The organism is Nocardia sp. NBC_00403 (genome assembly GCF_036046055.1).
Classification (GTDB): domain Bacteria; phylum Actinomycetota; class Actinomycetes; order Mycobacteriales; family Mycobacteriaceae; genus Nocardia.
On the sequence record NZ_CP107939.1, the window covers coordinates 3980276 to 3994784 of the forward strand.

At 66.3% G+C, this 14509-nt stretch carries 10 protein-coding genes; 4 read left to right on the forward strand and 6 right to left on the reverse strand.

Going from position 1 to position 14509, the window contains the following annotated elements:
* Nucleotides 1–461: 461 nt before the first annotated feature.
* The 4 genes from idi to OHQ90_RS17615 are packed head-to-tail and all read right to left on the reverse strand — an operon-like array spanning nt 462 to nt 4881.
* A complete protein-coding gene (gene idi, locus OHQ90_RS17600; protein ID WP_328411841.1) occupies nt 462–1031 on the reverse strand; it encodes an isopentenyl-diphosphate Delta-isomerase in 570 nt (189 codons plus the stop codon).
* Nucleotides 1028–1900, reverse strand: a complete 873-nt coding sequence (locus tag OHQ90_RS17605; protein WP_328411843.1) for a geranyl diphosphate 2-C-methyltransferase — start codon at nt 1898–1900, stop codon at nt 1028–1030. Before OHQ90_RS17605 ends, idi begins: the two co-directional genes overlap by 4 nt.
* Before the next feature lie 41 nt (nt 1901–1941).
* Entirely contained in the window at nt 1942–3459 is a 1518-nt protein-coding gene (locus OHQ90_RS17610) for a family 2 encapsulin nanocompartment cargo protein terpene cyclase (RefSeq protein WP_328411845.1), read from the reverse strand.
* 15 nt (nt 3460–3474) lie between these two features.
* Nucleotides 3475–4881, reverse strand: coding sequence for a family 2B encapsulin nanocompartment shell protein (locus OHQ90_RS17615; RefSeq protein WP_328411847.1), 1407 nt, complete (start codon nt 4879–4881; stop codon nt 3475–3477).
* 304 nt (nt 4882–5185) lie between these two features.
* On the opposite strand from OHQ90_RS17615, the gene OHQ90_RS17620 reads away from it, so the two are divergent.
* The 3 genes from OHQ90_RS17620 (at nt 5186) to OHQ90_RS17630 (ending at nt 9857) form a co-directional block, all read left to right on the forward strand.
* Nucleotides 5186–5971, forward strand: a complete 786-nt coding sequence (locus OHQ90_RS17620; protein WP_328411849.1) for a bestrophin-like domain — start codon at nt 5186–5188, stop codon at nt 5969–5971.
* Between the two features lie 196 nt (nt 5972–6167).
* Complete coding sequence (locus tag OHQ90_RS17625; RefSeq protein ID WP_328412919.1) at nt 6168–9095, forward strand: acyl-CoA synthetase; 2928 nt, start codon at nt 6168–6170, stop codon at nt 9093–9095.
* A 162-nt stretch (nt 9096–9257) separates the two neighbouring features.
* The gene (locus OHQ90_RS17630; RefSeq protein ID WP_328411851.1) at nt 9258–9857 is read left to right on the forward strand and encodes a class I SAM-dependent methyltransferase; all 600 of its coding nucleotides are present in this window, start codon (nt 9258–9260) and stop codon (nt 9855–9857) included.
* Nucleotides 9858–9859: 2 nt separating this feature from the next.
* Here the strand turns inward: OHQ90_RS17630 and rffA are convergent, their stop codons facing one another.
* Both rffA and OHQ90_RS17640 read right to left on the reverse strand, forming a co-directional pair.
* The gene (rffA, locus tag OHQ90_RS17635) at nt 9860–10999 is read right to left on the reverse strand and encodes a dTDP-4-amino-4,6-dideoxygalactose transaminase (protein WP_328411853.1); all 1140 of its coding nucleotides are present in this window, start codon (nt 10997–10999) and stop codon (nt 9860–9862) included.
* On the reverse strand, nt 10989–12086 hold the full coding sequence (locus OHQ90_RS17640) for a glycosyltransferase family 2 protein (RefSeq protein ID WP_328411855.1): 1098 nt from the start codon (nt 12084–12086) through the stop codon (nt 10989–10991). The genes rffA and OHQ90_RS17640 overlap by 11 nt, the downstream gene beginning before the upstream one ends.
* Nucleotides 12087–12232: 146 nt before the next feature.
* Here OHQ90_RS17640 and OHQ90_RS17645 point away from each other — a divergent pair, with 146 nt between their 5' ends.
* A complete protein-coding gene (locus OHQ90_RS17645) occupies nt 12233–14473 on the forward strand; it encodes a hypothetical protein (RefSeq protein WP_442941425.1) in 2241 nt (746 codons plus the stop codon).
* Nucleotides 14474–14509 lie beyond the last annotated feature (36 nt).

Here is a 14509-nt window from a genome sequence, read left to right on the forward strand (position 1 = left end):
CAGGCAAGCATCGGAGACATGCCTGGCCAAAGCCTGTGCCCTTCCTGTGAGTTCCCGAAGGTTTTGTGCAGTGTGACAAGCGTCGCAGCAGTGCACATGCGCCTACCTGGATATGCGCATCCAACGATATTTGCGGCAATAGCCGAGCAAGGCATTGCCGAGTGTGCCGGACCAGGACCGCAGAGATGGTGCAGGATTCTCTCTGCTCGTCTCGACCAGTTCCTGCGCGATGTCGGACTGCCTGCATCCCCGTCACCGGACCGATCACCATCGAGGTCCCTTGGTCGAACGGGTGAAACCAACCCTGTGGAGCAATGGGCGATGACGCAGCCGGCAGTTGGCCCCTGGAAGTGGGCGGCTACTCCGGTCGAGGCAGCCGGGCCCGGATCGCCGCCGACGAGATGATGTCGGTGACTACCTCGGGCCCGGCGTGCGCACCGGCATCGGACGGGTGAGCGGGACTACTGTCCAGTGCGGCGGTGCGCCTTCTCGGCGATGTCCAGCACGCCCGCCAGCCACGGGGTGTAGCTCTCCGGTTCGTCGGCCAACGCGTCACGCAGTGCGTCGGGCTGGAGCCACGCGTAGTCGGCGACTTCGGCGGGATCGGGGCGGGGCGCGCTCGCGTCGAGGCGGCCGATGAGCACGTGGTCCCATTCGTGTTCGACGCGGCCGGTGGCCGGATCATCCGCCTGGTACCGGTAGATGCCGACCTCGGTGAGGTCGGTGGCCAGGCCCAGCTCCTCGTCGAGGCGCACCGCGGCGGCGGCAACCACCGGCTCGCCGGGTGCCGGGTGGCCACAACAGGTGTTGGACCACAGCAGCGGGAACCGGGTCTTCACCGCGGCACGCTGCTGCAACAGCACCCGGCCCGCGTCGTCGAACAGCAGGACCGAGAACGCGCGGTGCAGCAGGCCCGGCGCCTGATGGGCCTGTCCGACCGGGCACGCGCCGACCGCGTGGCCTGCGTCGTCGACGAGTTCGACGGGCAGCGCCTCGCGGTCGGTCCACGGCTGGGAGAGCGTCTCGGTCACCTCCCCACCTTATCGGCGGCAATCATGAGGTATTGGAAACTGCCCTCCTTGTAGGCGGTGAGGAAGGGCTGCTCCACACCGGTCGCCAGCTCGGACTTGCTGCGCAGCTCCCAGTAGGGGATGGTCGTCGCGGTCAGGTCGACCACGTCGATCGGCACCAGATTGTTCTCGGCCATCGCCCGAAAGTACTCACTGCGCGGATGGATCATGCAACCGTAGTGGGCGTCGATCCAGCTGACCGACGAGGACCGCCCGCCCGTCACATCGTTGGAGCAGCCGGTGATGCAGACATAGCGTCCGCCCGGCTCCAGCAGCCGCGAGAACTCGCGGAACAGCTCGAAAAGGTCCACGTACATGGTGGTTTCGTTGGTCCACATGCCGCGCATCACGCCGGCGTCGAAACCGGTGTCGAGCATATTGCGGAAGTGGAAGCGCACCTTGTCGGCGACGCCGCGATGCGCGGCCTGGTCGTTGGCGAAGCCGACCTGATATTCGGAGATGGTGACGCCGTCGACCTGGCAGCCGAACCGCTGATTGGCCATGAAGCTGGTGCCGCCGCGGCCGGATCCGCCGTCCATCAGCCGATCGCCCGGTCGGACGTCGCCGAGATGATCGAGCAGGAAGTCGGCCTGTGCGGTCTCGAGCCGGTGCAGTTCCTTGACGATCCGCTCCTCGCGGGTGTCCTCCGGTCCCGTCAACACCGACAAATCGGGGTCGCCGATGCCGTAGTGATGGTGGAAGAGCCCGTCCACCTCGCCGAGCTTGACATTGACCTGGTCGTCATTGGGATTGTTGTTCCAGTACTCGGCAACAGACTTCTGATAGTGGGTACGGAGCACGGCGCCGGTGTCGGGGTTGAGCATGGTCATCTCGGATCATCCTCTCGCTGTACTACTTCACGTTGTCGCGATTACTGGTGGGATGCATCGTGGTAGCGCTTGCTGTCGGCATGCCAGGCGCGGTTGCCGCCCATCCATGCCCACAGGCCGCCGAGGAATCGGCGTAATTCGGCCGAGCCGACGGCGGCCAGTGCGCCCGCCTCGTGCTCGAACCGGTGCACGAGCTCGTCGTGGACTTCCGCCGTGCGCAGCACCGCCTCCCGGCGTGAGCATTTCTCCTCGGCGGCGAGCACCGTCGGGAGGTTGAATTCCCGTCCGCCCGAAAGATCCTCGCGGGCCATCGAATACAGGTCGTTCACCATCTGACTGGCCAGCGCGGCCGTGGTGACGACGCGGCGCACCCGCGGATCGGTGTATTCGGCGGCTTGGAGTTCGTAGCCGCCGACCGCATCGATCGGCGCCATACACGGCAGGAAACTGTGCGGCTGCCGGTTGGTGAGGTACTCCCACACCGGTGGCATCCGGTCCGATGCGCGCCAACCCGCTTCCGCGGCCAGTGCGATGAACCAGCCCGCGATCTCCGTGCGCAAGCGGGCGAGCTGTGCCGGGGTCGCGTAGTGGGACAGATGCTCGAAAGACGTGCGAAATGCGCGCAGGATCGGATCGGCCTGCAGCGCCTGCTCGAGCCGGAGCGCATAGCGCGCCGGCAGATGCACGGGATCCATTGCAGCGGCGGCGAGTTCGAGCTTCGGGCCCAGTTCGGTCGCCGCATTCGACGGGGTGCCGTCCGGTGCCGTGTCGTCTGCTCCCTCCTCGCAGTAGTAGTCGTCGACCGACCATTCGGAGACCGCGCATTTGGCAACGGCAAGCAGCCGGTCGGGATCGTTGCTGTCGGGATGGGCGAGCATGATCAGCCGGCCGAAGTCGGCGTCGCGCAGCTCCTCCAGCCGTCCGGCGTAGAGGCCGATCTCCTTCGCCCACTGGATGAGTCCGTCGTTGACCAGTGCGGCGAGTGCCGGATCGTCACGGACCGGAGGTGGGCAGTACAGCGGCGGAATCGCCGATCCGGTGCCGCCCAGATGTGCTGATTTTGTTCCTGATCCACTGGTTCCCAACGGTATTCGGAATCGGGTCGATCCCGTCGGCGCGACCCCCTGCGTCACGCCGACGGGAATCGATGCGGCCGGGGGCGCCACGCGCGATGGTTCGAAACCGGCCGCAGGAACGGCCAGTACACGCAGGGTGTCCGGTGTCGCCGGATCGGGTCGGGTCGGGGGCGGCGGTTCGGGATCGGGCGTATCCGGACCGGGTCGGTTCGATTCGACCGCCGTCGGCGGCTCTAGCAGCAGCGCCGCAGCGCCGAGGCCGCTCGGGCCGAGCAGTCTGATCGGGCTCGGTCTCGCACGTTCGGGCGGCTGCGAGAGCGAACGCGAATCCGGTTTCGGCACAGTGGTTTCCGCCGACGCGCCGATACCCTCCAGTGGCAGCGTCGCCGGGGCGGTGTTATCGAGATTCGACAGCAGTGCGGCGACGGCAGCGGCCAGATCGTGCGTGGCAGCGGGCGCCGCGGCGCGGGAGAGCACCGACATCGCTCATCACCCCCGTCAGTCGGCCTGCCGGGCGACCAGGACATTGTCGAGCACACCCAGTGCGTCGGGCACCAGCACGGCCGCCGAGTAGTAGCAGCTGACCAGGTAGGAGATGATCGACTGATCGTCGATGCCCTTGAATCGGACGTTGAGGCTCGGCTCGTACTCGTCGGGGATGTTGGTCTGGTGCAGGCCGATGACGCCCTGGTCCTTCTCGCCGGTGCGCATGGCGAGAATCGACGTGGTCTGGGTGCCGCTGACCGGGATCTTGCCGCACGGGAAGATCGGCACCCCGCGCCAGGCCGGAACGCGATGGCCGTCCACCTCGACCGGATCGGGATACAGTCCGCGCTTGCTGCATTCGCGGCCGAAGGCGGCGATCGCTTTCGGGTGTGCCAGAAACAGTTTCGTGCTGCGGCGCATGCTGAGCAGCTCGTCCATGTCGTCGGGGGTGGGCGGACCGGATTCGGTGTAGATGCGTTGCTTGAGATCGCAGTTGTGCAGCAGGCCGAAGTCGGGGTTGTTGACGAGGTCGTCTTCCCGGCGTTCGTAGAGCGCCTCGATGGTAAGCCGCAGCTGTTGTTCGACTTGGTTCATCGGATCGTTGAACAGATCCGCGACGCGGGTGTGTACCCGCAGCACGCTCTGCGCAAGACTCAGCTCGTATTCGCGCGGGGAGGCGTCGTAATCGACGAACGTGCCGTCGAGCAAGGGTTCTCCGGAATGGCCGGAGGAGATGAGAATGCTGGCCTCGCCCTTGGTGTTCTGTGGCTGGGCGGGTGCTGTCGCGACGCGGGACAATTGCTCACGCAATGCCGGTGTGTATTCCAGTATTTCGTCCAGCGTTTGCCGCGGCAGGACCAACATCGTCGTCCTCGTCACGGTTTTGACGGTGACCGGCCAAATCGCGGACGGGTTGGTGAGTGTTTCATCGCCGTAGAAATCACCGCCCGCCAGCATTCCCAGCATGGTCGGTTCGCCATATTCTCCCGTGCCGATCTTGCTGAGCTTTCCGTGCACTATCAGCAGGACCTGATTCATCGGATTGCCGAATTCCGCTACGACAGTTCCCGGTTCGAGATCGCGCTGTTCGAATCGCTGCGCGAGCGCGCGCAGTATTTCCTCGTCGTCGAAGTCCCGTAATTGCGGAAGTTCCTGGAGTTCCAGCGGAATAACTCTGGCCTGCGAACCGTCGACGACAAATTCGACCTCGCCGTTGCCCACGGTGTGAGTGAGGCGTCGGTTGACACGGTAGGTACCGCTGCTGACCTGCGTCCATGGCAGCATTCGGGTGAGCCAGCGGGAGCTGATGCCCTGCATTTGCGGCTCGGATTTGGTGGTGGTCGCGAGTGGGCGTGCCGCGGCGGTGCTGAGACTCTTGCGTACGTGATTATCTATTTGGACTGGCATTTCGATGGTCATGCGTTGTCCTCACCTCGAGATGGTCACCGTGACGGTCGACGGTGGTGGTGGCGCTTCGATTGCACAGTAGAAACTAGACGCTCGAGTGAATTGATTTACGCGACAGTGCGTTCCAGACGGCATCGATCGTAGAACGGGTGCACCAGCACGCGCAGAGGAATGTCGAAGATCGTGGAGTCGATGATGGCACAACGGGTTTCGGATGGTCACGACATGCCCTCGATCACGATAACGGCACGTAACGTCCTGGGATGAATCACGGATTCGCGGACGGATGGCTGTGGCATAGCTATCTTCAGATGTCATGTTCACCTGGATCTACACGCTGCCCATCTGGCTGGACTTCCTCATCATCACCGGAACGTGCGTGGTGCTGACGACGGGCTCGATCCTGGTGACCCGTCCGTACGTGTTGCGGACGCTCGGCCCCGAACCTGGCAAGAACGATTCGGTCACCATGGTGCTCACTGTCGGCGGTGTGTTCTATGGCCTGCTACTCGGTCTGATCGCGGCCGCGACCTACCAGTCCTACGATGCGGCGCAGGGCGTGGTCGCCGATGAAGCCGCCGCCCTCGGCACGCTCTACCGGGAGGCGGGCGCTTATCCGGAGCCGCAGCGCTCTCAGTTGCGCCAAGACCTGGTCGACTACACCGACAACACCCTGACCGTGGCCTGGCCCGCGCTGCGTGCGGGCGAGGAACCGATCGGGGGCACCGCCCTGGTGACCAGGTTTCAGGAGCATCTGCTGACCTTTCAGCCGCAGAACAATGCCCAGGAGATCGTGCACGCGGCGACGATCGACCAGTTCGCCACGTTCGATCAGCAACGACGGCATCGCATCAATGCAACCACCGGTGGTGTGCCCGGTGTGCTGTGGTGGACCATTCTGGTCGGCGCGGCCGTCAATCTGGTGCTGCTGTGCCTGTTCAGCCTGCATCGCGGGGCGCATTTGCTGCTCGGTGGCCTCTTCGCTTTCTTTCTCGGCGCGATGATTTTCCTGATCGCCGCCATGGATCTGCCGTTCCGCGGTGATCTGAGTGTGAGCCCGGAGCCATTCGAGAGCATGTATGTGAACGTCATGCGTCGCTGATGCCCTCCCGACCGAGAAAACCGGACGGTTCGGTCACATATCGCCGCTGATCCGCGCGGCCTGTCATGGAACGGGTCACAGCCGACACATAATGGATACACGATGTGGGAAGCTCGTCTGAACACGTCGGGGTGTGTGATGCGTGTCACGTTTCTTGGTAGGGCTGGGAGCGATCGTGAAGTTCAGTGCAAAGGATATGGCCGGGTCGGTGCAACGGTTGATGGCGACCGCCCAGAACGGCCTGGAAGTCATCCGCTTCGGTGGGCTGACCCACGATGTCGAATCGTCCCCGTTCGAGGTCGTCGAACGCAGACGGATGTATCGCCTGCGCCATTACTTCCCCGACGATGCGACACCGGGCCGGCCGGTCGCCGTGCTGGTGCCGCCGCTGATGGTGAACGCCGACATCTGGGACGTCAACGCCGAGGACGGCGCGGTCGGGATTCTGCATCGCGGCGGAATCGATTGCTGGGTGGTCGATTTCGGATCGCCCGCGAGCGAAGAGGGCGGGTGGGAACGGGATCTGGCCGATCATGTCCTCGCGATCAGCAGTGCGATCGACACGGTCAGCGAGGCGACCGGCAGCAGCGTGCACCTGATGGGGTACTCGCAGGGCGGCATGTTCGCCTATCAGACCTCCGCCTACCGCTACGGCAAGGGTGTGGCGAGCATCGTCACCTTCGGCAGCCCGGTCGATGTGGTCGCGGGCATGCCCTTCGGGCTCCCGTACGGCATGGTGTCGGATGTCGCGGAGTTCCTCGCCGACCATGTCGTCACCCGGCTGCCGATCACCGATTCCATGGTGCGCATCGGCTTCCAGCTGCTCGACCCGGTGAAGACCGCGAAGTCCAGGATCGATTTCCTGCGCCAGCTGCACGACCGGGAAGCGTTGCTGCCCAAGGAACGTCAGCGCCGGTTCCTCAACAACGACGGCTGGGTCGGCTACGCGGGCCCGGCGGCCGCCGATCTGCTCAAACAGTTCGTCGCGCACAACCGGTTGATGCTCGGCGGCTTCGTGATTCGCGATCAGCCGATTTCGCTTGCCGAACTGAAATGCCCGATTCTGGCGTTCGTCGGTGAGGTCGACGATATCGGTCAGCCCGCCGCGGTGCGTGGCATCGTGCGGGCCGCGCCCAACGCCGAGGTGTACGAAGCCAGTTTGGTGGCAGGGCATTTCGGCCTCGTCGCGGGCAGCATGGCCACCAACCACACCTGGCCTCTTGTCCGGCAGTGGGTCGATTGGATGGACGGCGGCCAGCCGCTGCCGCCGGAGATCACGCCGATGGCCGAGCATGTCGCAAGCAACCGGCCGCTCTCGGCGGCCACCCGTGTTGTGCACACCGTCGGCACGCTGGCCGAGGCTGGTACGGGCATGGGCAAGGCGCTGGAGGGGATCGCGAACAACACCGTGCGCGGCTCGGTCGAGCTGGTCGGTGAGGCGGCGCGGGCGCTGCCGCGGTTGACCCGGCTCGGGATGATCCAGCCGCACACCCGGGTTTCGCTGGGGCGGTTGCTTGCCGAGCAGGCGCAGCGGGCGCCGTTGCGCGATCTTTTCCTGTTCGACGATCGCGTGCACACCAACGCCTCGGTCAATGTCCGCATCGATAATGTGGTGCGCGGCCTCGTCGCGGTCGGTATCCGTCCCGCGATGCGGGTCGGCGTGGTGATGGAGACCCGGCCGAGCGCGCTGGCGACCGTCGCGGCGCTCTCGCGTCTCGGTGCGGTCGCGGTGTTGCTCGCCCCCGGCGGCGAGTTGGAAAGGGCGATCGAGCTCACCGGCATCAAGACACTGGTTGCGGACCCGGAGAACCTGCGGACCGCGGCGGCCACCGGTACCAGGGTGCTGGTGCTCGGCGGCGGCGAGACACGTGGACTCGACATCCGGCAGGGTGAGAACGTGATCGACCTCGAGCAGATCGATCCCGGCCAGGTGCGGCTGCCTGCCTGGTATCGGCCGAATCCCGGCCTGGCCCGCGAACTCGCCTTCGTCCTGGTGACCGGCACCGGCGATCGGCTGGAGGCGAAGTACATCACCAACCATCGCTGGGCGCTTTCGGCGATCGGCACCGCGACCTCGGCCGATCTCGATCGCAAGGACACGGTGTACTGCCTTGCCCCGCTGCATCATTCGTCCGGCCTGCTGGTGAGCCTCGGTGGTGCGATCGCGGGCGGCAGCCGGATCGCGCTCGCCAGATCGCTCGACCCGGCCCGCTTCGCCGAGGAGGTGCACCGTTACGGCGTCACCGTGGTGACCTACACCTGGACCATGCTGCGCGACATCCTCGATGCCGAGGTGTTCCCCGCGGGGCACCGGCACCCGATCCGCCTGTTCATCGGCTCCGGCATGCCCGCGGGCCTGTGGCGGCGCACGACCGAACAATTCGACCCCGCCCGCGTGCTGGAGTTCTACGCCTCCATCGAGGGCGATGTGGTGCTGGCCAACGTCACCGGCGTCAAAGCGGGCTGCAAGGGCAGGCCGGTGCCCGGTACGGCCAAGGTGGAACTCGTCGCCTACGACCCGATGGCCGATCAAGTTCTGGTGGACGAATCCGGTTTCGCCCGCCGCTGCGCGGACAATGAAGTGGGTCTGCTGATCGGCAAGGCCTCCGACGGCGTCGACCTGTCCGACGGCGGCCTGCGCGGCCTGTTCACCGCGGGCGACGCATGGATGCCGACCGAGAATCTGTTCCGGCGCGACAGCGACGGCGACTACTGGCTGGTCGACCGCACCGACACAGTGATCCGCACGCCGCGCGGGCCGGTGTACACCCAGCCGATCGTGGACGCCCTCAACGACATCACCGCGGTCGACATGGAGGTCGCTTACGGCCTGCCCGTCGGCGGTCACTGCCTCGCTGTGGCCGCCGTCAGTGTTCGCTACGGTTTCCGGCTCGAACCCAAGGATGTGACCGAGGCGCTGCAGGTGCTCGATCATCACCAGCGCCCCGATCTGGTGTACGTGGTGGACGATATCCCGCGCAGCTCGTCCTACCGTCCGTCCGCCCGCGCCGTGCAGGCCGCCGGGCGGCCGGAAGCAGGTCCCGAAACCTGGTGGTACAACCGGGCGTCGGAGTCCTACGAGATGCTCACCGAGGTGTGCGCGCGGACGCTGCTCGGCGACTGACCGACGATTTCGGCCCCCGCTCGGGAAACCGATCGGGGGCCGAAACATGTTGTCGTACTACCGGATTCCCGGCAACGGCCGGGTCGATCGGATAGTCGGCAGGTTTTCACCGTACTATCCCTGGTGGCCGCCGATGTTGAAACGGAACCTTACAAGGAAACTGTGGGTACGAGCCTTATCTATCGCAACAGAATCGTCTACGAGCTGGCGATGCGTGGGTTGTACGGCCGCCACTACGGAGCCAGATACCGTGCCATCGCCGCTATCGTTCCCGACAGAGCCGGCGTCCTGGACGTGTGTTGTGGGCCTGCCACGCTGCACGCCCGCTATCTGCGCGGTAAATCTGTCGACTACACGGGCCTCGATCTCAACGAGCGATTCATCGCGCGTGTGCGACGCGCAGGCGGCCGCGGTGCGGTGTGGGATCTGCACTCCGACGCTGCGCTGCCGGAAGCCGACTACGTGATCATGCAGGCCAGCCTGTACCACTTCCTGCCCGAGCCGGGACCGCTGATCGACCGGATGCTGGCCGCGGCGGGCAAGCAGGTGATCATCGCCGAGCCGATCCGCAATCTGGCCTCCAGCGATAACCGGGTGCTCGCCGCGATCGGCCAGCGCTTCACCGACGCGGGCGACGGCGCGCAGGCGCACCGGTTCACCGAAGCGACCCTGGACGCGTTGTTCCGCGCCTACGAGTCGCGTGTGGTCGAGCAGTCGCTGATCGCGGGCGGCCGAGAGAAGTTGTTCGTCCTCTCGGCGTGAGATCAGACCGTGAACGCGGTGACGGTGTCGACGACGCGGGCCACCTGCTCGTCTGTCAGATCGGGCCACAGCGGCAGTCGCACGATGGTGCCGGAGAACTCGGCGCTGCGCACGCACGGCTGCGGGGTCCGGCCCAGCTTGAGGCCGGCGGGACTGGAATCCAGCGGCACATAGTGGAACGGCGCCGAGATGCCGCGTGCGCCCAGGTGCGCGATCAAGTCGTCGCGGCGTTCCTCGGTGGGCGTGCGCAGGTAGTACAGGTGCGCGGTATGTGCGCGGTCGTCGGGCACGCTCATGAGGCGAACATCATTGCGGCGCGCCCACTCCGGCAGCGCCGAGGCATAGGAGTCCCACACCCGGTGCCGTCCTGCCTGGATGGTGTCGAATTCGTCCAGCTGCGCGTCCAGCACCGCCGCGTTCAACTCGCTGGGCAGATAGCTGGAGCCGATATCCTGCCAGGAGTACTTGTCCACCGCGCCGCGCAGGAACCGGGCGCGGTCGGTGCCCTTCTCCCGGATGATCTCGGCGCGCGCCATCAGGATCTCGTCGGTGAGCAGCAGCGCGCCGCCCTCACCGCAGTGCACGTTCTTGGTGTCGTGGAAACTCAGCGTGCCCAGGCTGCCGATGGTGCCGAGCGGGCGGCCGCGCCAGCTGGCGCCGAGGCCGTGCGCGTTGTCCTCCACGATGGCGAAACCGTGCGCGTCGGCCAGGGCGAGTAGCCGGTCCATCTCGGCGGCGACGCCGCCGTAGTGGATGACGACAACGGCTTTGGTCCGCTCGGTGACCGCCGCGGCGACGGAGTCCGGGTCCAAATTGCCGGTCTCCGGGTCGATGTCGGCGAACACGCAGGTGGCCCCGCGCAGTGCCATCGAGGTCGCGGTGGAGGTGAACGCGAAGCTCGGCACGATCACTTCGTCGTCCGGGCCCAGCTCCAACAGCAGGCCTGCCATCTCCAGCGCGGAGGTGCACGAGGTGGTCAGCAGCGCGTGCGGCGCGGCAGTGATGGTCTTCAGCTTGGCGGTGGCGGCGGCGGTGAACTGCCCGTCACCGTGGCTGTGATCGGAGCCGAGCACGGCCTCCAGATTGGCCAATTCGCGGCGTGCCCGGAACGGGCGGCTGAAAATGACGCGATCAGTGCTCAAGCCGGTCGATCCCCCTGCTGGCGGCGGTCATGGACGGTTCCCGGGTATCCGCCGGGCGCGGCGTCGGTGTGTCGACGGTCAGGTAGAGCGGTTTGCCTACGAGGATATGCAAAGCGACGCCGAGGTATTCGGCGATCAGGCCGAGGGAGAACAGGGTCGCGCCGGACACCAGCAGCAGCACCACGATGATCGAGGCCCAGCCCTCCGGCGCCCAGTTTTCGGCGGTGAGCGCCTCGTAGACGACGAACGCCGCCATCACACCACCGGCGAGCGCCAGCGTGACACCGAGCAGGCTGACCAGCCGCAGACCGCGAGTACCGCTGCACAGCACCATCTTCCAGAACAGCGAGAACAGCCGCCGGTAGTTGTAGCCGGACTCCTCGCGGCCCTCGGCGCGCAGCTCGACCGGCACCTGGGCGACGGTGCCGACCACCCAGGTCAGCGCGACATCCAGATAGACACCGTTGGAGGCGACCTCGGCGAGCTGGCGTCCGATGGCGCCGCGGATGAGCCGGTAGCTCTCGAACCGGGTGGAATCCGGGAACGCGAACACTGTGGCGAGCACGATCTTCGCGCCGCGCGAGGTGAGGTTGCGCAGGAAACCGTGCGGGCGGGTGTTGGTTGGCCTCGAATAGACCAGATCGGCGCGCTCGGCGAGGGCCGCGTCCAGGAAGGTGCCGATGAATCGGGGATCGTGCTGGCCGTCCTCGTCCATGGTGACGATCCAGCTGCCGCGGGCGGCGGACATGCCGGCGATGGTCGCGGCGTCCTGGCCGAAATTGCGACTCAGCCAGACGGTGCGGACCTCGGGGTAGGTCTGCTCGAGCTCCTGTAACACCACATCGGACCGATCCGGCCCGTGGTCGTGCACCAGGATGATCTCGTCGATCGTGAACACGGCGCCGCCGGGCGTCTCGGTGGGAACGGTCAGCTCGTGCAATTCGGCGACCAGCCTGCTGATGGTGTCCTCGCCCCGATAGATCGGCACGACGACGGACACCGTGTGCGCGCTGCCCGCATCGGGGCGGGGTTTGCCGTTCGGCGCTGCGGCATCGGTGTGGGGCGTGGAAGTAGTGGGAATCGGCATCAGCTGGATCGACTTTCGCTAACGGTGCGTGCCGGTACTCCCCGCTGGACAGCAGAGCCCGAGCCGCCCAGAACTCTAGCACGGTGCGGGTTTCGGCTTCCGCGACCGATGCCAAGCGGCATCGCGCACGGTAGGGTCTGGAACTCGTGACGGATAGTGCAGCGCTCGATTCGCGGCGAGACGTGTACCGCTGGGGAGCCATCACCGCGATCGGGGCGGTCGCGGGGTATATCGCGGTCCTGCTCGCCAACGTCCGGCACTTCTATACCGACGACACCGAATCCCAGTACACCGGGTTGTGGATCGGCCTCGGCCGGTCGTTGCGTGACGGCACCTTCCCGGTGCTGGTGCCCGAGCGGTGGATGTCGGGCAACAACACGATGGACGATGCGGGGCTGTTCAATCCGCCGCAGCTGCTGATCGATCTGATCGCGCCGTCGGTCGACAACATGGCGTTGTACGCGACCGTCGTCAAACTGATCTTCGCCGTCATCGCCGCACTCGGGGTGTATCGGATCTGCCTGGCCTACGGCGGTCGGCCCGCGTGGTCGGCGGCGGCGGGTATCGCGTTCCCGCTGTCGGGGTTCTTCCTGTTCTTCGACGAGGCAAGCTGGATGACCGCGCTCACCGGCACCGCGTGGCTGGTGCATGCCTGGGCGTCGTCGGTGCGCTACACGCGCGGCACGGGCGGACCGATTCCGGTCTTCGTCTTTCTGTATCTGACGATCTCCACGCAGTACATCTTCCCTGCGGTGGAGGCCGCAATCATGTTGTTCGCCGTGGCGGTGGGCGAGCTTGTCCATCAACGCCGCTGGCAGCCGGTCGCTCGGCTGACGGTCGCGGGAGCGTGCGCCGGTCTCGCGGGTCTGCTGACCTTCCTGCCGAGCATGCTGTCTGCGAAGGTGACCTGGCGCGGCAGCTCACAGATCATCAACGACCAGTTCCTCACGGTGCCGTGGTCGGAATCGCTCAACGCCAGCCTGCCGAGTTCGATGCCTGCCTTCACCTCGTGGTGGGGTTATGTGCAACCGATGCCGGTCACCTACATCGCCTGGTTCCTGATCCCGGCGCTTGCGTTCATCGACTGGCGACGCGCCAAGGAAAGCTGGCGGGAGCTCAGCGCGGTCGCGATCTTCTCGGTCCTGATGCTGATGTGGGCCGCCGGACCCGGTTCGATCGGTCCGCTGCGCTGGCCGGTGCGGGTACTGCCGATGCTCGCCATCGGCCTGCTGGTGCTGGTGTGCGTGCTGCTCGGGCGCTACGGCACGGTGCGAGACCTGAAGAATCGCGGCGTCGCCGCCGGGGTCTTGATCGGGCTGCTGTGGGTGCGATCCTTCTCGGCCGATCCGCACAGCGTGATCTGGCACGTGCTTGCGGCCGTCGCGATCGCGGCGCTCGGCGCGGGGGTGGTGTGGCTCGATCGCACCAAGGGCGTGGCCGCGGCGTGCGCGCTGACCATCGCCGCGATGTTCCCGATCGCCTACTTCCAGGTCAGGGCCGCTCAGCCGACCCCGATGACATGGAATCTGCCGACCAACCGCTCGGCGGCCGCCGCCGCGTTCCCCGACTTCCCAGGCAACACCATCCAGCTCGCCGAGCGCGGGCTGTTGGGACCGGCGGACAAGAGCCTCGAAGGCGCGTACGGTTCGCTGGTTTTCGGCAACTACGCCAAATCGCTCGACCTGTCCTACGTCAACGGCTACACCCCGACGGGTCACTTCTACTTCGGCGAGTTGCTCTGCATGCGCTGGGACAGCAGTGTTTGCCCGGACGCCTACCGCAGGATGTTCGCCCCGGAGCCGACCACCGGACGACAGCTTGTCGATCTGATGAAGCTGGACCGGGTGGTGCTGCAGCGAGCGCTGTTCCCCGATGCCCGCGACCAGCCCGCTCCCGAGGGTTGGAAGTGGGTGGACTACCCCGGCCACGAGCGCTACATCTCGGTGCTCGAACGGGTGGACGGCCCGATCTCGACGGTGAACGGCCGGGTCGCGGACGCGAAGAACGCGACAGCGACATCGATCTCCGAGACCGGCACCACCAGCCGGGTGCGGGTGTCCTCGGCCGACGGCGGTCGCGTGGTGTTCGCGCGGCTCGGCTGGCCGGGCTACCGGGTCACCCTGAACGGCGAGCCGATCCGGATCGAAGTGGTGGCGAAAAGCTTCGTCGCCGTGGATATTCCGGCAGGTACCCATGACGCGGAGCTGGTGCTGACCTGGCGTCCGCCGGGGTGGAAGGTCGGTATCGCGGCGATGGCGGCCGGGGTGCTCGGTGTCGGCGCGCTGCAGTGGCTGTATGTGCGGTCGCGGCGTCGTGATGCCGCGGTGTCTGCCGACGACCGCGCCACCGGTGAACCCGAACGCGAACTGGCGGACGTTGTTTCGTGAACGCTGACCCGCATCCGGTAACCGGGACGCCGAGGG